Consider the following 26,273-nt stretch of genomic DNA (forward strand, 5'->3'; position numbering starts at 1 on the left):
TTGAAGAAATTAAAAAAATTAGATTATTCAATTAACTTTTAAAATAATACAAAACCAAGCTTTCACAAATTGCACATTTTACAAGTATATACCATCAAATTTCATTAACTTTGCTTATTAGAATTGAACAAAATGATGGAATCGGTTTTAGACACAAACAAACCGGCTACTGGTAAACCAAAATGGTTACGCGTAAAATTACCAACCGGAAAAAAATATACAGAATTAAGAGGTTTAGTTGATAAATACAAGCTAAACACTATTTGCACCTCAGGGAGTTGTCCAAACATGGGCGAATGTTGGGGCGAAGGTACGGCTACGTTTATGATTTTAGGAAACATTTGTACACGTTCTTGTGGATTTTGCGGTGTGAAAACCGGACGTCCGGAAACGGTAGATTGGGACGAACCTGAGAAAGTTGCCCGTTCTATTAAGCTAATGAATATCAAACATGCCGTATTAACCTCTGTTGACCGCGACGATTTAAAAGATGGCGGTTCCATTATTTGGGCGGAAACCGTTAAGGCCGTTCGCAGAATGAGTCCGGGAACTACTATGGAAACATTGATTCCTGATTTTCAAGGTATCGAAAGAAATATCGACCGTATTTTGGAAGTGGCTCCTGAAGTGATTTCGCACAATATGGAAACCGTTCGCCGATTGACCCGCGAAGTGCGTATCCAAGCAAAATATGATCGTAGTTTAGAGGTTTTACGTTACTTGAAAGCAAACGGAGCTAAAAGAACCAAATCGGGTATTATGCTTGGCTTGGGCGAAACCGAAGAAGAAGTAATTCAAACCATGCACGATTTGCGAAATGTTGGTTTAGATGTTTTAACAATTGGGCAATATTTACAGCCTAGTAAAAAACATTTACCTGTGAAAGAATTTATTACGCCGGATCAGTTTAAAAAATACGAAGAAATTGGTTTAAACCTTGGTTTCCGCCATGTTGAAAGTGGTGCTTTGGTTCGATCTTCTTATAAAGCACAAAAGCATATTTTATAAGTTTGTTTCGTATTACAGATTGAAACTTGAAACTTTACACCTAATCACTAATGAATACAAAAAATACCTTAATTATTCTAGCAATAGGCTTTTTAATGACATTATTTGGAGCTCTTTTAAAAATCACCCATATGGAAATTGGTCCTTTAAATGGCAATAGTGTTTTAACAGTAGGTATGTTGGTTGAAATAATCGGTGGAATTTTACTCATATATAAACTGATAACAGCTAAAAAGTCATATGATTTTTTAAACTCATAAAAAGAACAGGAAACTTGAAACCTGAACAAAAAATAAAAATTGCTATTAACGGATTTGGTCGCATTGGTCGAAACCTTTTCCGTTTACTGATTCATCATCCGCTGATAGAAGTGGTTGCTATTAACGATTTAGCCGATACCGCTACAATGGCGCATTTGTTAAAGTACGACAGTGTGCATGGAAAATTATCTGAAAACGTATCGCATAATGAAGATCATTTAATTGTAAATGACACCAAAATTGCGTTTCTGCACGAAAAAGATATTGCAAAATTAAACTGGAAACCTCTTAATGTTGATTTTGTAATTGAAGCTACCGGGAAACACAAAACCGCAGATTTATTGCAGCATCATATAAGAAACGGAGCAAAAAGAGTCATTCTTTCGGTTCCGCCTGATGACAACGAAATTAAAACTGTTGTTTTGGGTGTGAACGAAGCTATTTTGAATGGTTCGGAATTAATTGTTTCAAACGCAAGTTGTACTACCAACAACGCAGCGCCAATGGTTAAAGTAATTGATGAATTATGTGGATTAGAAAAAGCTTTCATCACCACGGTTCACTCCTATACCACTGATCAAAGTTTGCACGATCAGCCTCATAAAGATTTGCGCCGAGCGCGTGGAGCAGCACAATCGATCATTCCAACAACAACAGGTGCAGCAAAGGCATTAACCAAAATTTTTCCTGAATTTGAAGGGAAAATCGGCGGTGGCGGTATTCGCGTTCCTGTTCCCGATGGTTCTTTAACCGATATTACCTGCTATGTAAACCGCGATGTTTCGGTGGAAGAAATCAACGAAGCATTTAAAAAAGCAGCCGAAAATCAATTGAAAGGAATTATGGAATATACCGAAGATCCAATAGTGTCGGTTGACGTTTTAGGAAACACTCATTCTTGCTTATTTGATGCACAATTAACAGCTGTTTTAGGACGAATGGTAAAAATTGTTGGTTGGTATGATAACGAAATTGGATATTCTTCCCGATTGATTGATTTAATTCTGTTTATGCAAAATAAGAAACAGAATTGATATATTTGCAAAATTTATAACTTATACTCCATGAAAACATTAGAGCAATTAATGCAACGCAGCGATAAGCAATGCGAATTATGTACTGCAACAGCACACTTATCAATTTACGATGTGCCACCAACAGCAAGCAATTTACCTGACAGAGAAATTTTAGTTTGCGAGACGTGTTTAAATCAAATCGAAAAGAAAGAAGAATTAAATGCAAACCATTGGCAATGTTTGTCCACTTCCATGTGGAACGAAAATATTCCGGTGCAGGTTGTAAGCTGGCGCATGTTGAACCGCTTTAGAAACGAAAGCTGGGCTGCCGATTTACTGGATATGATGTATTTAGACGATGACACTTTAATTTGGGCAAAACAAACCGGTGATCATGAAGGCGACGGAAGTATTGATTTACACAAAGACTGCAACGGAAATATTTTAGTAGGTGGCGATACGGTAACACTTATTAAAGATTTAGATGTTAAAGGATCAACTTTAAATGCAAAAATTGGTACTGCGGTTAGAAATATCCGCTTGGTTCATGATAATACCGAACAAATTGAAGGTAAAATTGATGGTCAACAGATTGTTATTCTTACAAAATATGTAAAAAAGCAAGCATAAATAGTAAATAAATTATCATTTTAAAGATGTTGTTGTTAAAACAGCATCTTTTTTTATGTTTAACATTTTCTGGCACATCATTTGAAAAGCTATTCATATCAAACAATAATTTTAAAACAAATTGTATTATGAAAGCATTATTCACCTTAGCACTCTTAGCCGTTACAACAATTGCTAGTGCGCAACCGGGACACCACAGAGGGAACCACAAACATAAAAAACACCACACAAAACATTATACACATAAACATCACAGAGATGATGACCGCCATTATCGCCACAATCAAAGAAGAGTGGTACGATATGACCATCAAAGAGATGCGCATTATTACGTTAATCGAGAAATGAGTCGTTATGACTTTTTGAGATTATCTCGTGCCCAAAGAGCTAAATTACAAGTTTCTTTAAATTATATGATTGTTAATAATTATGGTCCAACAGCTTACGAAAGAAGACTACGTGCCGATTTAAGAAATATTTTAACACGCAACCAATACAGAATGTGGCAACGGAATGCATACAGAGGCGGCGGCAATACATTTGTATTTAATTTTAACCGATAATTTCACTAAAATACATCCAATAAAAACGAAAACCTCCGAATTGATGATTCAAAACGGAGGTTTTCTATTTATTAAACTAAACTATTTATTATCTAGTAAACAATAATTCGCGGTATTTGGTCAACGTCCATAATTCATTATCAACCATCAATTCTAATTTATCAGCATGGTAGCGAATTTCATCAAAATACGGTTTCACGTTGTCGCAATATGCATGTGCCATTTCTTCAATAGTTGTTAAATTATTTGCGTCTTTACGAGCATCCATCATCGCGTGTAATTTGGCATTTAGCTCGTTAATATGCATCGAAATTTTCTTTAAAATCAAAATTTGTTCTGTTGCATATTCTTCATAATCTTTACCAAAAATTTCTTTTAAACCTTTGATGTTTTCAATCAATAAGTTTTGATATTTAAAAGTAGTAGGAATGATGTGGTTGCGAACAATATCACCCAAAACTCTGCCTTCAATTTGCACTTTCTTCACATATTCTTCCAATTCAATCTCGTAACGCGCTTCCACTTCGGTGTGGTTCATTACGTTCAATTCAGCAAACAAATCCAATGCTTTTTTAGAAACCTTTGCTTTAAGAGCAGCCGGAGTCGTTTTGTGATTTGATAAACCTCTACGCGCAGCTTCTTCTTCCCATTCTTTGCTATAACCGTCGCCTTCAAACAAAATATGTTTGGTTTCTTTAATGTATTCGCGCAACACATTAAAAATAGCTTCGTCTTTTTTCAATCCGTCTTTTTCAACCAAAGCTTCCACTTCTTTTCTAAAATCGTTCAACTGTTTTGCCACAATGGTGTTCAAAGTGGTCATAGAAGTAGCACAGTTTGCTGTTGATCCAACGGCACGAAATTCAAATTTATTCCCTGTAAACGCAAAAGGTGAAGTTCTGTTACGATCGGTGTTATCAAGCAAAACATCAGGAATTTTGCCCACAACATTCAACTTTAAATCGGTTTTTTCAGCTGGTGATAATTTTCCTGTAGATACACCTTCTAAATATTCTAAAACTTTTGTCAATTGTTGCCCGATAAAAATCGAAATAATTGCTGGGGGCGCTTCATTTGCACCCAAACGGTGATCATTGGAAGCCGATGCGATCGACGCACGCAACAATTCTTCATAATTTGAAACCGCTTTTATAGTATTAATGAAAAACGTTAAGAATTGTAAATTGCTTGTTGGTGTTTTTCCTGGTGATAATAAATTGATACCAGTATCGGTTGCTAATGACCAGTTGTTGTGTTTACCTGATCCGTTTACGCCTTTGAATGGTTTTTCGTGAAACAGCACTTTAAAGTGATGACGCTCTGCTACTTTTTGCATTACATCCATCAATAAAGAATTATGATCTACTGCTAAATTGGTTTCTTCAAAAATCGGTGCCAACTCAAACTGATTTGGTGCAACTTCATTATGGCGTGTTTTTACCGGAATTCCCAACAACATACACTCGTTTTCTAAATCGCGCATATAGTTTAAAACTCTTGTAGGAATCGATCCAAAATAATGATCTTCTAATTGCTGTCCTTTAGCCGAAACGTGACCCAACAAGGTTCTACCCGTTTGCAAAATATCCGGACGCGACGCCGCCAATGCATCATCAATTAAGAAATATTCTTGTTCCCAACCTAATGTTGGTGTTACTTTTTTAACATTTTTATCGAAAAATTTTGCAACTTCGGTAGCAGCTTCATCAATAGCAGATAATGCTCTTAACAAAGGCGCTTTATTGTCTAATGCCTCTCCCGTGTAGGATACAAATACAGTTGGAATACATAGCGTTGTTCCAAAAATAAACGCGGGCGATGTAGGGTCCCAAGCAGTATATCCACGTGCTTCGAATGTGTTTCTAATACCTCCGTTTGGAAAAGAAGATGCATCGGGCTCTTGTTGAACCAATTGCGATCCACCAAATTTTTCTACGGGATCAGACCCATCGAATGAAGTTTCAAAAAAAGCATCGTGTTTCTCTGCAGTAGTTCCTGTTAATGGCTGAAACCAGTGTGTGTAGTGTGTTACACCTTTGCTCATAGCCCATTCTTTCATACCCAATGCAATATAATCTGCCATTTTACGGTCGATTTTTATTCCATGATCAACTGCAGAACGAACTGCTTTGTACGCTTCGGGGGTAAGGTGCTGGCGCATTGCTTTGTCATTGAAAACATTGCTTCCAAAAATTTCTGATTTCTTACCAATTTCTGATACCGGAACTGCCGGTCGATTGCTTGCTGCTTTTAAAGCTTCAAAACGAAAAGTTGCCATAATTCTTTATATGTGTTGTTTGAAGGAACAAAAATAATAAAAAAATTAAACAAAAATAAAAACACCCCCTAAAATTTAGGGGGTGCTTCACAAAACATTTAATTTATTTTTTCAATTTCAAGGTTTTTATTGGTGCGTTTTCCAATCCTAATGCCGAAATAGTGGCGTTATAATCATTATAGTTTATTTTCTGAGCAAATCCACCAGGAACCACAACAACTCGAAAAGTTTGACGGTACACAAATTCATTGTATTCTGCATTTGATAGTTCATTAACAGGAAAATTAGCTGAAAAATATACTTTTACATCAAATCGCGTAAAATCATAATCGTATTTCACCATATCGTTCCCTCCTAAATTATAAGAAACAGGAACTAATGTCCAAGAATTTCCTTGCCATCTGTAAACCAATACGTTATCGCTATCAAAAATCGCAGTTGTAAAATTCCAAGTTGCTGAATAGGTATAGGCATCTTCTTGTGTGCTGATTGTTTCATTGGTTAGTTCAAAAACTTGTGAATATCCATCAACATAGTTTTCATCGTAATATTCTTCGATTGTACAGCTTTGCAGTGCTGTTAATCCTATAAATGCTGCTAAAAGTAATGTTATCTTTTTCATAATATATGTTGTTTAAAAATCTTAATTAATTACATAATACCTAATTTCATTAATCGTGCCAAAAATGCAATTTTAAGTAAGTATTTTGTAAATTTGAGTAAATTTATTTTTAAAAATTATGGAACACATCTTTTTCAAAGGCCAGGTTTTATGGAGTATGATTGATGCCAACCGACACCTTCGACATTCGGCATACAGCGATTTTTGTACTCAAGCCCGCAACAATTTAATGGTTCATATAGGTTTATCAGTTAACGAATGTGCAAAATTTGGTATTGCACCGATATTATTTAGAGAAGAAACTATTTTCCACCGAGAAATTAAGATGGATGAAGAAATTGAAGTTGCAGTTGAAATGACCAAACACAATAAACTAAACAATCGTTTTTCAATTGCTCATACAGTTTATAAGGCAGATGGAACTAAAAGTGCAACTGTACACGTGGACGGTGCGTGGTTTGATTTAAAAAACCGTAAACTAACTGCTTTGCCGCCCGAAGTGGTGGCGATTGTAAATAAAATTCCTAAAAGCAGTAGTTTTGTTGAAGAATAAAAAAAATCGAACGTATGTTCGATTTTTTTGAGTTTATTTTACAAATACTTCTATTACTTCGTCATCGGTTCCATCACCATCCACATCAATCATTCGTTTTAGTTGCAGCTTGCTTGCCGACTTTTCAATAATTGTTCCTCCCTGGAAAAAGTTAGAGCCGTTTAATTTCAATTCATTGTCAACAACCGTGTACGAACCATAAAATTTTTGTATGGGACATGGATCTACTGGTGTTGTTGGAGGTTCCGCATCACTTTGGGTGTAATCGCCAATTTCAAAAGAATTAAATTCATTTAACTGTAAATAGTCTTTTCCACAGTTTGCATTACCTTGATATGGTTGGCTTTCTCCATTAATGATTACTGCCTCAGGAAACCATTTTCCTACTAAAACATCAACCGCTTGATCATCGTCATTACATGCTACAAACGACAAAGCTACTACTAATGTTACAATAATTTTTTTCATAAATTTTAAATTGAAACTCCTAAATAATTTTGTGGAGTTATTTGTTTTAATTCATTTTTCACCTCCGTTGAAACATTCAATGTGTCAATAAATGCGTGAATTGATTGTGCATTGATCACCTCGTTTGTTCGGGTTAAATCTTTCAAAGCTTCGTAAGGATTTGGATACGCTTCACGACGCAATATGGTTTGAATTGCTTCGGCAACAACTGCCCAATTGTTTTCTAAATCGCTCGCAAATTTTGATTCGTTGAGCAATAATTTATTCAATCCTTTTAAAGTTGCTTCAAACGCAATAATAGTATGACCAAAAGGTACTCCGATATTTCTTAACACGGTGCTATCGGTTAAATCGCGTTGCAAACGAGAAATTGGTAATTTTGCTGCTAAATGTTCAAAAACAGCATTGGCAATTCCTAAATTTCCTTCTGAATTTTCAAAATCAATTGGGTTTACTTTGTGAGGCATTGCAGATGATCCCACTTCGCCAGCTTTGATTTTTTGCTTGAAATAGTCCATGGAAACATACGTCCAAATATCGCGATCTAAATCAATAATAATGTTATTTATGCGTTTTAAAGCATCGCAAAAAGCCGCAAAATGGTCGTAATGTTCTATTTGTGTAGTTGGAAAAGAATGTTTTAAACCTAACACTCTTTCAACAAAATTCTCACCAAAAAATTGCCAGTCTTTATCAGGATAAGCCACTTTATGTGCGTTGAAGTTTCCGGTTGCGCCACCAAACTTAGCAGCAAACGGAATGTTGTTCAACAAACGTAATTGTTCTTCTAAACGAACCACAAAAACCAAAATTTCTTTTCCTAAACGCGTTGGCGATGCAGGTTGTCCGTGCGTACGTGCTAGCATTGGAATATCTTTCCACTCTATGCTTAATTCTTTTAATTTATTAATTAATTGAATAAAAGTGGGCATATATACTTTTTCAAAAGCATGCTTGGTTGATAAAGGTATTGCAGTGTTGTTGATATCTTGAGAGGTTAACCCAAAGTGAATAAACTCTTTATACTCTTGCAAACCTAATTGGTCAAATTTATGTTTAATAAAATACTCAACAGCTTTTACATCGTGATTGGTTGTTTTTTCGGTATTTTTTATCCACAGTGCATCTTCAGTAGTGAAATTGGTGTATATTTTTCTTAATTCCGAGAATAAATCTTTGGATACATTGGCTACTTGTGGAATTGGCAATTCGCACAGCGCAATAAAATATTCAATTTCTACTAAAACGCGATATTTTATAAGAGCTTCTTCCGAAAAATAATCTGCTAATGGAGCTGTTTTTGTTCTATATCTTCCATCGATCGGAGAAATAGCATTTAATTCTGTTAACATAAATATTTCCAATATTTTTAAAGGAACAAATATACTGAGGTTTTACAGTTAAAAAAAACTTATTTTAAATGGAATCTCAAAAAAAAAGAAGCATTTCTGCTTCTTCCTTCTTTATGATCTACTCCATTCTAAAATAGAATTTCGGTTCATTTTTACATAGTCTTCATTTCCTGCTTTTTCAGAAAGTTCTAAAGACTTTTTAGCGGTTTCAATAGCGCCTTTTTTATCGCCGTTTGCTGCTTGTATCAACGATTTCTGACGCAACATATAGAATGGTGCTTCACCGTTTTGCATACTGATTGCTTTGTTCACATAGTCTAATGCTTTTTTCACATCGGTATTTGATGTAAACAGATACACACCTGCTGCATAGTAATCTGTGGCTTTTGAATTTTCATTGATGCTTGTTTGAATGCTTTCCATTGCGATTTTGTGAGTAGGCACTGTGAAAGGTATATGTACAATGGTTTTTTCCCAAGCCATATCTATTGAGCCTTTTTCATTGCTTTCTGGTGTAATGCTAATGGTAAAATATTCTACATCTTTTGTTAATGTTTCTGGTTTAACCGATGTTTTTAAAACCACATCTTCTTCGTTCCATTTTTGAGGCAATCCCCAATTGTCTGTTGTTTTATAGAAAATCACATCCCACATTTGTGCTTTTGGCACTGTGTACAATGCATATTTACCAGCTTGTAAAGCATTTCCGTTGATTTCAACATCTGTATCAAATTCAATGGTTGTATTTTGGTTGGCACCTGTTCTCCATGTTTTTCCGTAAGGAACTAAATCACCAAAAACCAAACGCCCTTTTTTTGCCGGACGAAAATAGTCAACCTCTACATCTGTTAAGCCTACCATTTGCTCTACTTCTGCTTTTAGACTTGCTTGTGGTGTTTTTATTTGTGCATTTGTTTGTATCGCTACTATCAATGCTGCTGCTATTAATAACTTTTTCATTTTTTATTTATTTAGAATAATTTGTAATTCCTTCTTGTAGCCAACTTTCGTATTCAGTAACTTCTGGTGTGTAACCAACTGGTGTGTTCAGCGAATTGCCTTCATTATCTAAAACAATATAATAAGGTTGTGCATTTGCCTGATATTTTTCAATCTGGAAATCACTCCATTTATTACCTATCGTTTTAATTTTCTTACCTGTTGTTTTAGAAACGTATTGTTCTGCTTCTGGCAATGGCTTCTTTTCATCAACGTATAAAGATATTAAAACCACCTCGTCATTTAAAATTTTTAACACATTAGTTTCAGACCAAACGTTTTCTTCCATCTTACGACAATTGACACATGCATGACCTGTAAAATCTAACAAAACCGGCTTGTTGACCTCTTTTGCATAAGCCATACCTTTATCGTAATCTGTAAAAGCAACGATTCCGTGCGGCCCTTCTTTAGCGCCATCTGGAATTTCGTTTAAAGATCCTACTCCTCCTTTAGAATTTCCTACACCATACGGACTTTCAGAATAGGTCATTGGTGGTGGAAAACCTGAAATCAATTTCAAAGGTGCACCCCATAACCCAGGAATTAAATAAATAGTAAATGTTGATACCAACAAGGCCATAAACAATCTACCTACAGAAATCTTTTCGACCTTAGAATCGTGTGGTAATTGAATTTTCCCAAACAAATAAATTGCCCAGGCTGCAAATATGGCAATCCAAATTGCTAAAAACACTTCGCGTTCTAACCAATGCTTTTGCAAAACCAAATCGGCATTCGATAAAAATTTGAAAGCAAAAGCTAATTCTAAAAACCCTAACGAAACCTTTACGGTGTTCATCCATCCGCCAGAACGGGGCATAGAATTCAACCAACCCGGGAACATAGCGAATAACATAAAAGGCAATGCCAATGCTAATGAAAAACCGAACATTCCTACAAGGGGAGCTATCCCACCCATCGAGGCGGCTTCAACTAGTAAACCTCCAACAATAGGTCCTGTACATGAAAAAGAAACTATTGCCAATGCCAATGCCATGAAGAAAATACCAATCATACCACCACGATCTGCTTGGCGATCTACTTTATTTGCCCATGAATTGGGTAACATAATTTCAAACGCTCCTAAAAAAGATGCAGCAAAAACCACTAACAATACAAAGAAAATTATATTGAATGAAACGCTTGTAGATAATTCGTTTAAAGCATCGGCTCCAAATATTTTAGCAACTGCAAAACCTAAAACCACATATATAAAGATGATTGAAAAACCATAAATAAGTGCGTTTTTGATTCCTTTTGCGCGCGACTTGCTTTGTTTGGTGAAAAAACTAACCGTCATGGGAATCATTGGAAAAACACACGGAGTAAATAGTGCAGCAAATCCACCTAAAAAAGAAAGTATAAAAATAGTCATTAACCCTTTCTTTTCTGACTTATCTGTCGCCGGATTATCTGCTAATGGTTTTGTCTTTGTTGTATCGTTTGAAGTAGGTGTAACTGTAGATAAATCTTCAAAATTTAAAACTTCCTTTGAAGTGACCGTTGCTAAATCAAACACAAAAAATTTATTCTGCTGAATACACATATCAATACACGCTTGATAAGAAAGTTCTAATTGAATATTTTTAACTTCAGGGTTTGTAATTTTTATGTTGTGTGTAAAATGCGCTTCTTTAGCAAAATAATATTCATCAACTTCGAAAATATCATTAAATTTTTTGGTATATTCACTTTCATTCGCGTTTCCTTGGGGTTCGTAGTTTCCTTGGGCATTGTTGTAGATAAAATCTAATGGTAGTGGTCCGCCTTCTGGCGTAAATTGCGAATACATGTGCCAAGGTTCTTCAATGACAGCATCTAGTTTTATTTGATATTCTGTATCGGAAATTTTTTCGATACTCGATTTCCATTTTACAGGATCTTGCACCTGCGAAAAACCTAAACTGGTTACAAACAGCACCAGAAAAGTGAGTAAATTTCTCATTGGTTTAAAGTTATTTTATAGTTTTGTTGAATGTTATTCGTAATTTTAAATCGGTCATCGGCACGCATACCTACCACCCAAATGATTTTTCCATCGCCGTTTTGCAAAATCCAAACTTGGTCTTTTTCTATTTGAGACAGCTTTTCATCTTTAAAAAATTTCGACACTTTTTTCATGCCGTTCATGCCAAAAGGCTGAAACACATCTGTTGCCTTTTTTTTCCGCAAAACCAATGGCCATTTTAAAAGCTCCGAATTTACAAAAATTGTATGTTTATCTGTGTTAATTTCGTCATTTTCTATCTTTAAAATATTCATAAAAATAGGCAAATGCAAAACATCTTCTTTATCTTTAATAATAAAAACGCCTGAATTGCTTTCACGTTGTTGAAAAACTATCAATTCATTTCGGTTTTTTAAAATGGTATGGCTATTGTTTTGAAGTATTTTTCCGGAATGGGCTTTGCAAATTTTTTGAATTTCTGTGAAAGAATGAAATCCATAAGGCATTAAAACTTGCACTAAATAGTGTGTTTCATTTTGAAATTTTGCTGCTTGTTCCAAATCAATCCGCACCATATCTTGTTCGCAAATCACACATTTTTCTTTAAAAAAAAGGAATGCATCATCTGCTAAAAGTTGGGTTTGCTTTAAATGATGAAGCGTGTTTTGAAATGATTTTAAAAACTGATGGTTTTCTTCTTTCAAAACAGGCAATACCAAGTGGCGCATTTTGTTTCGTAAGTATTTAGTGGTAGCATTTGATTGATCTTCTCTCCACACTACCTTATTTTTTGCAGCATAAGCGAGAATTTCCTCACGTGAAAAATTTAAAAGCGGCCGAATGATGTTTTCGTTTTTTTCAGGAATACCCACTAAACCGTCAATTCCGGTTCCGCGTGTAAAATTGATTAAAAACGTTTCCGCCTGATCGTCTAAATGATGCGCAGTTGCAATAAACTGACAATCGTTTTCGGTACAAAGCTGCTTAAACCAACCGTAACGCAATTCGCGCGCTGCAATTTGAATTGATTTTTTTTGATTGGTTGCGTAATCAATTGTATTAAAATGCTTTACAAAAAAAGGAATGTTATTTTTTGTACAAAAATCCGCAACCAACTTTTCGTCTAAATCACTTTCTGTACCGCGCAGTTGAAAATTGCAATGTGCAACAGCAATCTCTAATTTTAAAACCACATACAAATGCAACAAAACCATACTATCTACCCCACCGCTCACAGCCAGCAAGGTTTTTTGATTTACTGATTCCTGAAAATGTTGCTCGATATGTTGCTTAAACGCTTTTAACATTGTTCTAAAACTTTTTGCATGGCTTGTGCTTTCAACAAGCATTCGTTGTATTCATCGGCTGCATTTGCGTTAATGGTAATGGCACTTCCCACGCTAAACGATGCATATTTATATTCTTGACTATACAAAATACTGCGGATAACCACATTAAAATCGAAATCATTTTGCGGTGTGAAATACCCAATGGCACCGCTGTATAAACCGCGCTTTGTTTGTTCAACCTCTTCGATAATTTTCATTGCCGATAATTTCGGTGCGCCGGTCATACTGCCCATTGGAAAGGTAGATTTAATAATATCAACCACATTTTCGTTGGGCGAAACTTCTGAAACAACCGTGGAAATCATTTGATGCACTTGTTTAAACGTATAAATTCCAAACAATTCTTCTACTTGAACCGATGCTTTTGTAGCCGTTTTAGATAAATCGTTTCGAACCAAATCAACAATCATCACATTTTCGGCTTGTTCTTTTTTGTTTGATGCTAAATTTTGTTTCAAAAGCACATCTTCGGGTTCTGTAACACCTCGCTTCGCCGTTCCTTTAATTGGTTGCGAAATGATTTTTAAATCTGATTTTTTAAGATAACGTTCTGGCGAAGCACTCAGCACAAAGTGTTGGTTGAATTTTGCAAAACATGCAAAAGGCGGCTCGGAAATTTCATTGAGTTTCCAAAACAAATCATTGGAATTTAACTGTACCTTTTCTGCAAAAAATTCCATGCAATAATTGGCTTCGTAAATATCGCCCCGCTGAATATGACTGATTACTTTGTTAAACCCGGTTTCGTATTCATTAAACGTTAATTTACTTTCTACATTTAGTTTTTCTTGTTGATTTTCTTGTTGATTTTCTTGTTGAATTTCAGTTGAATTTATCTGTTGGAAATCATCATCCATTTCGTCATCACACATTCCTAAATATTCCAATCGAACTGAATCATTCTCAAAAAAAATGAGTTTTTTTGGTTGAAAAAACAATAAATCAGGGAAATGTAATCCATCAAAATTGTTTGATTCCAATCGTTCCACATCGTTTTTTAAATCGTATGTTAAATAGCCAAAAAGCCAATCGTTGGTATTTTGTTGGTACTCTTTTAATTGTTCAAAAGCATTGAAATAATCGGTTTGCAGCAGCGTAAAAGCATCAAAAGCCAAAACAGCTTGGTGTGTGCTGTACTTGGCTTTGTGATTGTTTGATTCTAAAAAAACAACTTCGCGGAACTGCTGTGCCCATTGAAGCATTTGCTTTTTAAAATAAGGAATATTTTCTACCGGATACGTTTTTGAAAACCGTTGCATTAACTTTCTAAAATAATGTTGAGTTTATGATTGATTTCTTCTAAGAATTCTTTGTTGGTGATTTCTTGTGTTTCTTTATTAAAATGTTCCGAAAAAGCTGGAAAGGTGTATGCTTCTGAAACTTCACAACCAAAACGATGCACCATTTTTTGCAGCAATTCATTTGCACTTAAACCTCCGCGCATGCCGTTTGATGTACTTAAAATAAAAACCTTTTTTGCTTTTAAAAAACTTCTATCAGCGCGCGACAACCAATCCAATATATTTTTGAAAAATGCCGACAAATTGCCGTTGTGCTCATTAGTAGTAATGAAAATGTGTTCAAAGGCATTTATTTGTTCTAACAAAGAAACAATTCCTTGGGGCGATTTAATTTCTCGCTCTAAATCTTCACTAAATAAAGGAATATCTAATGTTTTTAGATCAACAAAGGTGTGTGTTATATTCAGTTGCTTTAAAACTGCTTTTGTTAATTGTTCGTTGATTGATTGTGATGAATTGCTTCCTACAAATACCAGCATTTTTTTAATATTTAATTTATGTTTAATTGTTTATTTTCTTTGGCTGCTTTTTTGTCCATTGCGGTACCAACTGTTACTCCAATAGCCACACCAAAAGGTAAACCAATTGCAAACAAACCAGGCTTTTTTAGGAGTACACCTGCAAGAACACCTAACGGTATGCCAAAAACAGTCATTCCTAGTGCTAACCAAAGATTTCTGTGATAATTCTTAGGAACTAACTTTAACTCGTTCTCTATCAACTTTAAAATTGCGGTTTGCTTTTTCTTGATCACTTTTCTTAAATCGTTAGTAGTTAACGAATTAGACGTGTTAATTTCTTCCACTTCACTGTTGATTGTTTCAACAATGGCATCTGGCAACTGCCTATTTCTTAACTCGCTTAAAAGCGTATCAAACTGAGTGTAAAGCTGATTTAATCGGATATCGCTATCTAAATTTTTTACGCCTCGTAATTTATTTATCGTCTTCATTAATCTTCTTCTTCAACTACTTCATGATTGTTGGAATAGTTGCGCCAACGTTCAATCGCCTGAACCATATCGGTTGGCAAATCAGTTTCAAAACGCATAAATTCTTTTTTCACAGGGTGCATAAAACCAAGTGTTTTGGCATGCAATGCTTGTCGGGGCAACACTTTAAAAGTGTTTTCTACAAATTGTTTGTATTTTGTAAATGTGGTTCCTTTTAAAATTTTCTCGCCACCATAACGTTCGTCGTTAAACAAGGTATGCCCAATTGCCTTCATGTGCACGCGAATTTGGTGTGTTCTGCCTGTTTCTAATCTGCATGAAACCAACGTAACATAGCCCAAACGCTCTAAAACCTTATAATGCGTAACTGCATATTTTGCTCCGGTGGAATCATCGGGAAATGAAGCCATTTGCATACGATCTACTTTATGACGACCAATATAACTTTCGATGGTTCCTTCATCGTCTTGTACATTTCCCCAAACAATAGCAACATATTCACGTTCGGTTGATTTTTCGGCAAACTGTTTTTGCAATTCGCTCATGGTCCAATCGGTTTTGGCAATAACCAATAAACCCGTGGTATCTTTATCAATTCTGTGCACCAATCCAGGGCGTTCGGAACTGTTTAACGGTAAATTTTCAAAATGATACGCCAATGCATTAACTAGAGTTCCGGTATAATTTCCATGACCGGGATGCACTACCAAACCTGCGGGTTTATTAATCACTAACAAATCATCGTCTTCATAAACAATATCCAAAGGAATATTTTCGGGGATAATGATATTTTCAAACGGTGGTTGTTCCATTAAAACGCGCACCACATCATTTGCTTTTACTTTGTGATTGGACTTCACAGGCACATCATTCACAAAAATATTTCCATTTTCGGCTGCCTTCTGAATTTTGTTTCGAGTAGCATTTTCTACCAAATTCATCAAGAATTTATCAACACGTAAGGGCGCTTGTCCTTTACCAGCTTCAAAACGGTAATGTTCGTATAGTTCGTCTTCTATTAAATTATTATCTTCTGTCATTCATTAAAAAATTGAATCGATTTCGGGTGCCACATCTTCATACATTTCGCCTAATGTGTCCACTTCGGGTTTGTACCCAAGCATTCCATCGCCCAAAACCAAATTGATTTTAGAATTTTTAAGTACTTTATCACCTGCTCGTAAAATTCTACCATCTTGTTCAATACGCATAACCACATCTTTTGCAAAATCGGGTTCATAAATAACTTCGCCTTTTTTCAAACCGAGCGATTCAATGATTGCAGTTGCATGTCGCAAGGTGCGTCCGTCTAGATTTGGCAATCGTATCGAAGAATATCCTTTGGCATTGATTTTTACATAAATTTTTCGCCCTTGTTTCACTGCGTCGTTCGGTTTTGGATCTTGATCTGAAATAGTTAATGGTGGATATTTCGGATTAAAATCAACCGTATCAATGATAATAATTTCAAAACCATTTTCAGCAACGGCACCCATTGCATTTTCAACCTTCATTTTTCTTAAATCGGGAATCGCAATTTCTTTGCCGTGGCGTGTATAAATATTTAAAAATTGTAAAGCCCCAAAAACCAGCAAACCCATGATGATTACTGCGGTGATTAGCGAGAAAAAAAACTGTTTACTTTTTATAAATGATGTAAAACCCATAGAGTTATTAATTTTAGCAAAGTTATCAATTATGTTTCGTGTATTTTCATAAATTTGTTCAAAGTAGCATAAATTGCTTCTCACAAAAATAAAATATAAAAATACATTATTAAATGAAAAATGTAGCAATTATTATGGGAGGATATTCTAGCGAGTATAAAATATCCTTAAAAAGCGGCGAAGTTGTTTATAATCATTTAGATAGTTCCAAATATAATTTATATAAAATTCACGTTTTAACGGAAGGTTGGTATTATGTTGATGCACAAGAAAACCAATTTCCTGTCGATAAAAATGATTTTTCTGTAATTATAGATGGAAACAAAATCAGGTTTGATGTAGTTTTTAATGCGATTCACGGCACACCTGGAGAAGACGGATTGATACAAGCTTATTTTAAATTATTGAATATTCCGCAAACTTCTTGTAATTACTATCAAGCAGCACTCACTTTTAACAAACGCGACATGCTTTCTGTTTTGAAACCTTACGGAATTAAAACAGCCATTTCGTATTACTTGAACAATGGGGATTTTGTAGATGAAGACCAAATTATTCAACGTGTTGGGCTACCGTGTTTTGTGAAACCCAATAAATCCGGATCAAGTTTTGGAATTTCGATGGTGAAAGAAAGCGCAGAACTGCTTCCGGCTATTGAAAAAGCCTATGCAGAAGATGATGAAATCATTATTGAAAGTTATTTAAAAGGAACAGAAGTTTCGGTAGGCGTTATTAAATACCAAGGCGAAACAGTAGTTTTACCCATTACAGAAATTGTTTCGGAAAATGATTTTTTTGATTATGAAGCGAAATATGAAGGAAAATCGAGCGAGATTACACCTGCAAGAATTTCTGAAGAAGAAAAAGCAAAGGTGGAAGATGTGGCCAAACGCATTTATACGATTTTAAAAATGGATGGTTTCTCTCGATCAGAATTTATTTTGGTGAGTGGTGAACCTTTTTTGTTGGAAATGAATACCGTTCCGGGTTTAACTGCCGAAAGTATTTTGCCCCAACAAGCACGAGAAGCAGGAATTTCTTTAAACGAACTATTTGATAACGCTATTGAATTAGCCCTAAACCGCAACCCATTTTAATGAAAAAAGCTGTTTTTCCAGGTTCGTTTGACCCAATAACAAACGGACACGTAGATGTTATAACACGCGCTTTGCCTTTGTTCGATGAAATTATTATTGCCATTGGAACAAATGCCGAAAAAAAGTATATGTTTAGCTTAAATGATCGCAAACGCTTTATTGAAGAGACTTTTGCCAACGAACCGAAGGTTAAAGTAGATTTATACGAAGGCTTAACTATTGATTACTGCAAAAAACAAAATGCTGATTTTTTACTGAGAGGTTTGCGCAACCCAGCCGATTTTGAGTTTGAAAAAGCTATTGCACATGCCAACCGATTGGTTTCGGGGATTGAAACTGTTTTCTTGCTAACTGCTGTTGATACTTCGTTTATCAGTTCAAGTATCGTGCGTGATTTTATCCGCAACAATGGTGATTACAGTTTGTTGGTTCCAAAGGCAGTGAAAAAGTAAATTATTAATCCAAAAAAGATATTCACAGATATGAAAAAAGATATTTTCGAACATTTATCAACCGACCAACTCATTAAAAGAAGGGATGTACTTAAAGGAGCATCAATTGGTTTAGGAATTGTTGCAATAGTAGCCATTGGTATTTTAATGTATATATTTACAACTAATGGGTTTGGGTTTGGAGATATTCCATTTGCTGTGTTTATTCCTGTAATGATGTTGCCCGTATTTTTTTTACCGATGCTTATTCACATCGGTCAGTTAAATACTGAAATAAAAAAGAGAAATCAAAATTAGAAAAATCTTTAAACAAAAAAGCGATGACTATTAATCATCGCTTTTTTTGTATGTTAAAAAAAAATTATCCTAAAACTTCTTTTACTTTTTTACCGATTTCTGCTGGAGAATCTACAACATGGATACCACATTCTCTCATGATGCGTTTTTTAGCTTCTGCTGTGTCATCAGCTCCACCAACAATTGCACCTGCATGTCCCATTGTACGTCCTTTAGGTGCTGTTTCACCTGCGATGAATCCGATAACTGGTTTTTTGTTTCCGTTTTCTTTGATCCAACGTGCTGCATCTGCTTCTAATTGTCCTCCAATTTCACCAATCATAATGATTGCTTCGGTCTCTGAATCATTCATTAATAACTCAACCGCTTCTTTGGTTGTTGTTCCAATAATTGGATCTCCACCAATACCAATTGCAGTTGTAATTCCTAAACCTTGTTTCACTACTTGGTCTGCTGCTTCATAAGTTAATGTTCCCGATTTAGAAACAATGCCTACTGTTCCTTTTTTGAATACAAAACCTGGCATAATACCAACTTTTGCTTCACCTGGCGTGATTACACCTGGACAGTTAGGACCTACCAAACGACAATTTTCTCTTGTTTTTACATAGTTATATGCCGTTACCATATCGGCAACCGGAATACCTTCTGTAATACAAATAATTACTTTTATTCCTGCTTCGGCTGCTTCCATAATTGCATCGGCAGCAAATGCTGGCGGTACAAAGATAATAGATGTATCTGCACCTGCTTTTTCAACAGCATCTTTTACTGTATTAAATACAGGACGATCTAAATGCATAGTTCCACCTTTACCAGGAGTAACACCACCTACTACGTTTGTTCCGTATTCAATCATTTGTGAGGCGTGGAATGTTCCTTCGCTTCCTGTAAAACCTTGAACTATTATTTTAGAATCTTTGTTTACTAATACACTCATAATTTATTTTTAATTATCGTTTTTTGAATTATTTTACAAAAATAAGGGTTACTGAATAATATTAAAATTTTTTGGTTTAATTTTTTACAAATTTGCCAACTGACTCATTTGAACACCTTTGTATAATTTGTCTTCTTTTACTTCCCAAAGCGTGAAAAAGGTTGCAAGCACCATTTCTTCTTCAGGATTTTCGAAAGTTCGCACGTAATATGTATAACGAATCATTACTTTATTTCCTTGACTCATTATATCATGAACATTGGCACGCAAATCAAAGTAAGAGTGTTTTAAATCTTTAGACAATGCCAAAAGATCAGGCAATTCTAAAAACAAATGTCCTTTAGAACTGTGCCATTCCAGCTGAATATCTTCATGAAAAACGTCTAAACAATAGGTTTTGCTTAAGATTCCTGCCGATTCGTAAAACTTTCTTACAATTTGTAATGCGTTACTCATACGTTGCTATTTTACTAATTTTTTCACCTTGGCAATGTGTTTATAATATTCGCGCGCTTCTTCTGCTGGTGCACCAAAATATACTTTATTGCCTTCTAAACTTTTTGAAACGCCCGATTTTGCTAAAACCACCGTGTGTGCACCAATTGTGATGCCACTCGTGGTTCCAACTTGACCCCATAAAGTTACATGATTTTCAATTACTACACAACCTGCAATACCACATTGCGCTGCAATTAAACACATTTCGCCAATTATGGTATCGTGACCTATATGCACTTGGTTGTCAATTTTGGTACCTTTTTTTATGCGCGTTTCACCTGTTACACCGCGGTCTATGGTGCATAATGCGCCAAGTGTTACATCATTTTCGATTACTACCGAACCACAGGATACCAACGGATCGAAAAAATCGGTTCGCTTTTTGTAATAAAAAGCATCGGCTCCTAAAACGGTTCCTGCATGAACCACTACGTTATCACCTATTATGGTATGATCATTTATAACTACATTTGCATGAATGATACAGTTTTTACCAATTTTTACATGATTTCCAACAAAAGCATTGGGCTGAATAACGGTTCCCTCACCTATTTCGGCTGTTGATGCTATTGCTGTTGATGAAGCTTGAAACGGACGAAAATAAACCGACAGTTTGTTAAAATCGCGGAACGGATCATCTGAAATTAAGAGCGCTTTACCTTCTGGGCATTCTACATCCTTATTTATTAAAATGATGGTTGCATTTGATTGTAAAGCTTTATCATAATATTTTGGATGATCTACAAAAACGATTTCACCGGGTTGCACCACATGAATTTCGTTCATTCCTAAAACAGGAAAATCGGGTGCACCCACAAAAGTACACCCCATTATTTCTGCAATATTTTCTAAACGATATGTTTTAGGAAATCTCATCTAAACAATTTATTCTTTAATACGTTCGATATAACTTCCAGAAGCAGTATCGATTTTAATTTTATCACCTTCATTAATAAACAACGGCACATTTACTTGTGCACCTGTTTCAACCGTTGCAGGTTTTGTTGCGTTTGTTGCTGTGTTTCCTTTTACGCCTGGTTCGGTGTAGGTTACTTCTAAAACAATAGAAGCAGGCATATCAACAGACAAAGGTGCTTCGGTTTCGGTATTGATTTGAACCATTACATTTGTTCCTTCTTTTAACAATTCAGGTGCATCTAGAATGTTTTTTTCTAATGTAATTTGCTCAAATGTTTCATTGTTCATGAAATGGTAATCATTTCCTTCATTGTATAAATACTGAAAAGTGTGTGTTTCCACGCGTACCACATCAATTTTGTGACCTGCAGAAAAAGTGTTGTCTAATGTTTTTCCCGATGTTAAACTTTTCATTTTGGTACGAACAAATGCAGGTCCTTTTCCTGGTTTTACATGTAGAAATTCTACAATTTTAAAAATATCGTTGTTGTACTTAATACATAAACCATTTCTTATATCTGATGTACTTGCCATAATATGATTTTAATTTTATTTTTTTAATATACTCCTGTGTAACCTTTCATAATTCCGCGAGATGAATTTCGAACAAATTGTATGATTTCATCGCGTTCTGGTGTTGCTTCCATTTCTGTTTCAATAAGCTCTATTGCCTGTGAATTGTTATAATTCTTTTGATACAACACTCGGTAAATGTTTTGTATTTCTCTTATTTTATCTGAATCGAACCCTCTGCGGCGCAAGCCCACGGAATTGATTCCAACATATGAAATGGGTTCACGAGCTGCTTTGATATACGGCGGAACATCTTTGCGAACCAAGGTACCACCGGTTATAAAAGAATGCGAACCTATCGTACAAAATTGATGCACGGCAACCATTCCTGCAAGAACCACATAATCGCCAACAGTAACATGCCCCGCTAATGTGCTTGAGTTTGAAAAGATGCAATTATCGCCCACAATGCAATCATGTGCCACGTGGCTGTATGCCTGAATTAAGCAGTTTTTACCAATAACGGTTCGGTAACGGTCTTTTGTTCCGCGGTTAATGGTAACGCATTCGCGTATGGTTGTGTTATCACCAATTTCGGCAGTAGTGTCTTCTCCGTCAAATTTTAAATCTTGTGGTTCAGCCGATATTACAGCGCCTGGAAAAATACGACAGTTTTTTCCGATTCGTGCGCCTTCCATAATGGTAACATTCGACCCTATCCAAGTCCCCTCGCCTATTTCCACATTATTGTGAATGGTTGTAAAGGGTTCTATTACCACATTTTTAGCAATTTTTGCTCCGGGATGAACGTATGCTAATGGTTGATTCATTCTATAAAATATTAATTACTACTTTGCTTTTACTATTTGTGCCATTAATTCGGCTTCGGTTACAATTTTACCGTTTGCGTAAGCAACTGCTTGCATGTGGCAAATACCTCTGCGAATAGGGCTTATTAAATCTAACTTAAAGATTAATGTATCGCCTGGCAACACTTGTTGTTTAAAGCGAACATTGTCTATCTTCATGAAATAGGTTAAATAATTTTCAGGATCTTCTACGGTGCTTAAGGCTAAAATTCCGCCTGTTTGCGCCATTGCTTCGATAATTAAAACACCTGGCATTACGGGTGCTCCGGGAAAATGTCCTTGAAAGAATTCTTCGTTCATGGTTACGTTTTTCATTCCCACAACGTGCGAATCAGACAATTCTAGAATACGATCTACCAAAAGCATTGGAAATCTGTGAGGCAACATTGCCATGATTTTCGTAATATCCATTAATGGTTCTTTGTTCAAATCAAAAACGGGTACTTGATTTCTGCGTTCGGTTTTAATGATTTTTGCCATTTTTTTGGCAAATTGCGTGTTTACGAAATGTCCGGGTTTGTTTGCAATAACTTTTCCGCGGATACGGGTGCCTATCAAAGCTAAATCACCAACCACGTCTAACAACTTATGCCGTGCGGCTTCGTTTGGATAATGAAGCGTTAGGTTGTCTAAAATTCCGTTTGGTTTAACAGCGATATCCTCTTTGCCAAAAGCCACTTTTAAACGCTCTAAGGTTTCGTTTGAAATTTCTTTATCTACATATACAATGGCATTGTTCAAATCGCCCCCTTTTATCAATCCGTGAGCCAACAAGGTTTCAATTTCATGTAAAAAACTGAATGTTCTTGCTTCTGAAATTTCTTCCTTAAAATCGCTCATACTTTTTAATGTGGCATTTTGTGTACCTAATACTTTGGTTCCAAAATCAACCATAGCGGTGACTTGATACTCATCTGCAGGCATTACGATGATTTCACTACCAGTGCGTTCGTCCACATACGAAATCACTTCTTTAACAATGTATTCGTTGCGTTCTGCATCTTGTTCTACAATTCCGGCTTTTTCTACAGCTTCAACAAAAAATTTAGAAGAACCGTCCATTATTGGTGGTTCTGAAGCGTTTAGCTCGATAATAACATTGTCTAAATCGCAACCAATAAAGGCTGCTAAAACATGCTCTGTGGTGTGCAATTGAACGCCTTTGTGCTCTAAATTAGTACCGCGTTCTGTAGAAACCACAAAATTAGCATCTGCTTCGATCACCGGATTGCCTGGTAAATCTACTCGAACAAAAGTAAAGCCATTGTTCACAGGTGCTGGTTTTAAAGTCATTACAACTTGTTGTCCGGTATGCAAGCCTACTCCGTTAATGGTTACTTCGTGGGCGATGGTTTTTTGTTTAACCATAACTATTTAACTTAAATTTTCTTTATCTTTTATTTTTTTTAATTCTTCTACATCTTTCACTATATTCGGCAGTTTTCTGAAATATACATACGATTTAGAAAAATCGTTATAAGCCATTGCGGGAGATCCTTGAATAATTTCGCCGTCTTTGATGCTTTTTCCTACGCCAGATTGTGCCTGAATTCGAACATTATCGCCAATGGTAATGTGCCCAACGATTCCCACTTGACCGCCAATAATGCAATTTTTACCAATTTTTGTAGAACCTGCCACGCCTGTTTGCGATGCAATCACGGTGTGCTCGCCTACTTCTACATTGTGTGCTATTTGAATTTGATTATCTAATTTCACACCTTTTCTTATAATGGTTGATCCTAATGTAGCACGGTCTATGGTGGTACATGAACCTATCTCTACATGATCTTCAATCACCACATTTCCTATTTGCGGAATTTTATCATAAGTTCCATCGGTGTTTGGTGCGAAACCAAAACCATCTGAACCAATAATTGTTCCTGAATGGATGACACATTTTTTACCGATAATTGTTTCCGAATAAATGCGTGCTCCGGCAAAAAGTATCGTATCATCACCAATTACTACATTGTCTCCTACGAATGAATTGGGATAAATTTTAACATTGTCACCTATTTTCGTGTTTTTGCCAATATACGAAAAACTGCCCAAATACAAATCGGTTCCATAAGATACACCTTCGGAAATCACAGAAGGTTGTTCAATACCCGATTTCATCAATTTTATTTGATTGGCATATTCTAAAATCTTTGTGAATGCTTTGTATGAATCTTCTACCTGAATCATTGTAGCCTTTACGGGTTGCAACGGCTGAAATGTTTTGTTTACAATTACGATAGACGCTTTGGTGGTATAGAGATAATTGTTATACTTAGCATTTGACAAAAAGGTAATAGCCCCTTGTTCGCCTTCTTCGATTTTGGCCAACTTAAAAACCTCAACCGTAGAATCGCCCACAACGGTTCCGTTTAAAACTTCGGCAATTTGTTCTGCTGTAATCTTCATCGAGTACAAAAATATTAATTTTTAATCAACTTTATGTATTCCTTTTGGATAGCATATAAAGTATTTATAAACTGGCTCTGATAAAGCCCTTAAATTATACTGGTCTGATGCTTCTAAAACATCAACAATTTCGTTATTCTTCTTATAGATTCTTATGGGATCAGCTGCTAAATCATACGCCTGATTTTTTAATTTATCACCAAAAACAAAGTAGTCTAATTCATCAGTTTCTACTTGAAGTTTTTCTTTACATAAATGTTGATAGGTGTTTAATTTTGAATACATTTCTTCTTTAGCAACCAATTTTACTTGAAACAATTTTCGGTTTACAATGGCACTGCTTAAATACGACAAAACCCTATCTTCATGAAATTGCCAGTTTTTTAATGCGGTGTATATGTCTGCATCGTCTAATAACGCAAAATTGTTTAAAATATTGGTGTTAAAATTATTTTTTGAAACGGAATTTTTTAAGAAAAAAGTGAGTGCATTGCTTGCCTGTAAATCAATTCCTTGCAAAGTGAGTTGTTTGGCACGTTTTAGTATTTTTGACAATAACAGTTCTGCACCAACGCTTGTTTTGTGCAAATAGCATTGCCAATACATTAAACGGCGTGCTACCAAAAATTTTTCTACTGAATATACGCCTTTTTCTTCAACTACCAACACATCATTATGCACATTAATCATTTGTATCAATCGTTCGGAGTTGATATTTCCTTCGGCAACACCGCTGTAAAAACTATCGCGTTTAAGATAATCCATTCGGTCCATATCCATCTGTGAAGATATGAGCTGAATGAGGAATTTGCGCGGATAATTTCCTTTAAAAATCTGAATTGCCAATGAAAGCATTCCTTCAAATTCTTTATTTAAAGCTTCCATAAAAAGCAAAGAAATTTCTTCGTGATGAATATTTTCTACAATGCTGTGTTCCATTGCGTGGGAAAAGGGTCCGTGCCCAATATCGTGCAATAAAATGGCAATATATAGCGCTTCTTCTTCTTCTTTTGATATTTCTACATTTTTAAAACGCAATACCTGAACGGCTTTTTGCATCATGTGCATACAACCCAATGCATGGTGAAAACGGGTGTGCTCGGCTCCCGGATAAACTAAAGACGACAACCCCATTTGTTTAATTCTACGCAAACGTTGAAAATATGGATGCTGCATTAAATCGTACAACAAAGTTGATGGTATGGTTATAAAGCCATAAATAGGGTCGTTTAAAATTTTTAGTTTATTTTCGGATGTCAAAACAATTTCTTTCAAATATCAGGCAAATATAACGATTTTCAGAAAAGAAAA

At 35.5% G+C, this 26,273-nt stretch carries 29 protein-coding genes; 9 read left to right on the top strand and 20 right to left on the bottom strand.

Annotation, left to right across the window (positions count from 1 at the left end; all coding sequences use genetic code 11):
* Positions 1-135 precede the first annotated feature (135 nt).
* From lipA to NPX36_RS12855, 5 genes are all read left to right on the top strand, one after another.
* The gene (gene lipA, locus NPX36_RS12835; RefSeq protein ID WP_257500753.1) at positions 136-1,008 is read left to right on the top strand and encodes a lipoyl synthase; all 873 of its coding nucleotides are present in this window, start codon (positions 136-138) and stop codon (positions 1,006-1,008) included.
* A 50-nt stretch (positions 1,009-1,058) separates the two neighbouring features.
* Complete coding sequence (locus tag NPX36_RS12840; protein WP_257499122.1) at positions 1,059-1,268, top strand: GldL-related protein; 210 nt, start codon at positions 1,059-1,061, stop codon at positions 1,266-1,268.
* 14 nt (positions 1,269-1,282) lie between these two features.
* Positions 1,283-2,302, top strand: coding sequence for a type I glyceraldehyde-3-phosphate dehydrogenase (gene gap, locus NPX36_RS12845; protein ID WP_257499123.1), 1,020 nt, complete (start codon positions 1,283-1,285; stop codon positions 2,300-2,302).
* A gap of 30 nt (positions 2,303-2,332) precedes the next feature.
* A complete protein-coding gene (locus NPX36_RS12850; protein ID WP_257499124.1) occupies positions 2,333-2,914 on the top strand; it encodes a PhnA domain-containing protein in 582 nt (193 codons plus the stop codon).
* Between the two features lie 128 nt (positions 2,915-3,042).
* Positions 3,043-3,477 carry a hypothetical protein gene (locus tag NPX36_RS12855; protein ID WP_257499125.1) on the top strand — a complete coding sequence of 145 codons (435 nt, stop codon included), beginning with the start codon at positions 3,043-3,045 and terminating at the stop codon, positions 3,475-3,477.
* Between the two features lie 88 nt (positions 3,478-3,565).
* On the opposite strand, the gene NPX36_RS12860 is transcribed toward NPX36_RS12855, so the two are convergent.
* Positions 3,566-5,755, bottom strand: a complete 2,190-nt coding sequence (locus NPX36_RS12860) for a glutamine synthetase III family protein (protein WP_257499126.1) — start codon at positions 5,753-5,755, stop codon at positions 3,566-3,568.
* A gap of 103 nt (positions 5,756-5,858) precedes the next feature.
* A complete protein-coding gene (locus tag NPX36_RS12865) occupies positions 5,859-6,377 on the bottom strand; it encodes a hypothetical protein (RefSeq protein ID WP_257499127.1) in 519 nt (172 codons plus the stop codon).
* 118 nt (positions 6,378-6,495) lie between these two features.
* Here NPX36_RS12865 and NPX36_RS12870 point away from each other — a divergent pair, with 118 nt between their 5' ends.
* On the top strand, positions 6,496-6,930 hold the full coding sequence (locus NPX36_RS12870) for an acyl-CoA thioesterase (protein ID WP_257499128.1): 435 nt from the start codon (positions 6,496-6,498) through the stop codon (positions 6,928-6,930).
* 33 nt (positions 6,931-6,963) lie between these two features.
* Here NPX36_RS12870 and NPX36_RS12875 read toward each other — a convergent pair whose 3' ends face one another.
* The 10 genes from NPX36_RS12875 to NPX36_RS12920 form a co-directional block, all read right to left on the bottom strand.
* Entirely contained in the window at positions 6,964-7,398 is a 435-nt protein-coding gene (locus NPX36_RS12875) for a hypothetical protein (RefSeq protein WP_257499129.1), read from the bottom strand.
* A gap of 5 nt (positions 7,399-7,403) precedes the next feature.
* Complete coding sequence (gene purB / locus NPX36_RS12880; protein WP_257499130.1) at positions 7,404-8,750, bottom strand: adenylosuccinate lyase; 1,347 nt, start codon at positions 8,748-8,750, stop codon at positions 7,404-7,406.
* Between the two features lie 111 nt (positions 8,751-8,861).
* Positions 8,862-9,710 (bottom strand): DUF2911 domain-containing protein, encoded by an 849-nt coding sequence (locus NPX36_RS12885; protein WP_257499131.1) that lies wholly within the window; start codon positions 9,708-9,710, stop codon positions 8,862-8,864.
* A 7-nt stretch (positions 9,711-9,717) separates the two neighbouring features.
* A complete protein-coding gene (locus NPX36_RS12890) occupies positions 9,718-11,697 on the bottom strand; it encodes a protein-disulfide reductase DsbD family protein (protein ID WP_257499132.1) in 1,980 nt (659 codons plus the stop codon).
* Positions 11,694-13,007 (bottom strand): tRNA lysidine(34) synthetase TilS, encoded by a 1,314-nt coding sequence (gene tilS, locus NPX36_RS12895; protein ID WP_257499133.1) that lies wholly within the window; start codon positions 13,005-13,007, stop codon positions 11,694-11,696. Before tilS ends, NPX36_RS12890 begins: the two co-directional genes overlap by 4 nt.
* A complete protein-coding gene (locus NPX36_RS12900) occupies positions 13,001-14,308 on the bottom strand; it encodes an anthranilate synthase component I family protein (RefSeq protein WP_257499134.1) in 1,308 nt (435 codons plus the stop codon). The genes tilS and NPX36_RS12900 overlap by 7 nt, the downstream gene beginning before the upstream one ends.
* Positions 14,308-14,829, bottom strand: a complete 522-nt coding sequence (locus NPX36_RS12905) for an NADPH-dependent FMN reductase (protein WP_257499135.1) — start codon at positions 14,827-14,829, stop codon at positions 14,308-14,310. Before NPX36_RS12905 ends, NPX36_RS12900 begins: the two co-directional genes overlap by 1 nt.
* Before the next feature lie 11 nt (positions 14,830-14,840).
* Positions 14,841-15,302 (bottom strand): hypothetical protein, encoded by a 462-nt coding sequence (locus NPX36_RS12910; RefSeq protein ID WP_257499136.1) that lies wholly within the window; start codon positions 15,300-15,302, stop codon positions 14,841-14,843.
* Positions 15,302-16,342 (bottom strand): RluA family pseudouridine synthase, encoded by a 1,041-nt coding sequence (locus NPX36_RS12915; protein WP_257499137.1) that lies wholly within the window; start codon positions 16,340-16,342, stop codon positions 15,302-15,304. Before NPX36_RS12915 ends, NPX36_RS12910 begins: the two co-directional genes overlap by 1 nt.
* 3 nt (positions 16,343-16,345) lie before the next feature.
* Positions 16,346-16,969: a PASTA domain-containing protein gene (locus NPX36_RS12920; RefSeq protein ID WP_257499138.1), complete on the bottom strand. Its 624-nt coding sequence runs from the start codon at positions 16,967-16,969 to the stop codon at positions 16,346-16,348.
* 113 nt (positions 16,970-17,082) lie between these two features.
* Here NPX36_RS12920 and NPX36_RS12925 point away from each other — a divergent pair, with 113 nt between their 5' ends.
* From NPX36_RS12925 to NPX36_RS12935, 3 genes are read left to right on the top strand one after another with little or no spacing between them, the layout of a single operon-like run.
* On the top strand, positions 17,083-18,066 hold the full coding sequence (locus tag NPX36_RS12925) for a D-alanine--D-alanine ligase (RefSeq protein ID WP_257499139.1): 984 nt from the start codon (positions 17,083-17,085) through the stop codon (positions 18,064-18,066).
* Complete coding sequence (gene coaD, locus NPX36_RS12930) at positions 18,066-18,518, top strand: pantetheine-phosphate adenylyltransferase (protein ID WP_257499140.1); 453 nt, start codon at positions 18,066-18,068, stop codon at positions 18,516-18,518. Before NPX36_RS12925 ends, coaD begins: the two co-directional genes overlap by 1 nt.
* 30 nt (positions 18,519-18,548) lie before the next feature.
* Positions 18,549-18,815, top strand: coding sequence for a hypothetical protein (locus tag NPX36_RS12935; protein WP_257499141.1), 267 nt, complete (start codon positions 18,549-18,551; stop codon positions 18,813-18,815).
* A gap of 64 nt (positions 18,816-18,879) precedes the next feature.
* On the opposite strand, the gene sucD is transcribed toward NPX36_RS12935, so the two are convergent.
* The 8 genes from sucD to NPX36_RS12975 form a co-directional block, all read right to left on the bottom strand.
* On the bottom strand, positions 18,880-19,755 hold the full coding sequence (gene sucD, locus NPX36_RS12940) for a succinate--CoA ligase subunit alpha (protein ID WP_257499142.1): 876 nt from the start codon (positions 19,753-19,755) through the stop codon (positions 18,880-18,882).
* 84 nt (positions 19,756-19,839) lie between these two features.
* A complete protein-coding gene (locus NPX36_RS12945) occupies positions 19,840-20,211 on the bottom strand; it encodes a nuclear transport factor 2 family protein (RefSeq protein ID WP_257499143.1) in 372 nt (123 codons plus the stop codon).
* Between the two features lie 6 nt (positions 20,212-20,217).
* Positions 20,218-21,129, bottom strand: a complete 912-nt coding sequence (locus NPX36_RS12950; RefSeq protein ID WP_257499144.1) for a UDP-3-O-(3-hydroxymyristoyl)glucosamine N-acyltransferase — start codon at positions 21,127-21,129, stop codon at positions 20,218-20,220.
* 9 nt (positions 21,130-21,138) lie between these two features.
* Positions 21,139-21,705, bottom strand: coding sequence for an elongation factor P (efp, locus tag NPX36_RS12955; protein WP_257499145.1), 567 nt, complete (start codon positions 21,703-21,705; stop codon positions 21,139-21,141).
* Between the two features lie 23 nt (positions 21,706-21,728).
* A complete protein-coding gene (gene lpxA / locus NPX36_RS12960) occupies positions 21,729-22,514 on the bottom strand; it encodes an acyl-ACP--UDP-N-acetylglucosamine O-acyltransferase (protein WP_257499146.1) in 786 nt (261 codons plus the stop codon).
* A gap of 18 nt (positions 22,515-22,532) precedes the next feature.
* Entirely contained in the window at positions 22,533-23,921 is a 1,389-nt protein-coding gene (locus NPX36_RS12965; protein WP_257499147.1) for a bifunctional UDP-3-O-[3-hydroxymyristoyl] N-acetylglucosamine deacetylase/3-hydroxyacyl-ACP dehydratase, read from the bottom strand.
* 6 nt (positions 23,922-23,927) lie between these two features.
* A complete protein-coding gene (gene lpxD, locus NPX36_RS12970; protein WP_257499148.1) occupies positions 23,928-24,962 on the bottom strand; it encodes a UDP-3-O-(3-hydroxymyristoyl)glucosamine N-acyltransferase in 1,035 nt (344 codons plus the stop codon).
* Positions 24,963-24,983: 21 nt separating this feature from the next.
* Positions 24,984-26,222: an HD domain-containing protein gene (locus tag NPX36_RS12975; protein ID WP_257500754.1), complete on the bottom strand. Its 1,239-nt coding sequence runs from the start codon at positions 26,220-26,222 to the stop codon at positions 24,984-24,986.
* Between the last annotated feature and the right edge of the window lie 51 nt (positions 26,223-26,273).

The sequence above is a fragment of the Paenimyroides aestuarii genome (assembly GCF_024628805.1).
Lineage (GTDB): Bacteria > Bacteroidota > Bacteroidia > Flavobacteriales > Flavobacteriaceae > Flavobacterium > Flavobacterium aestuarii_A.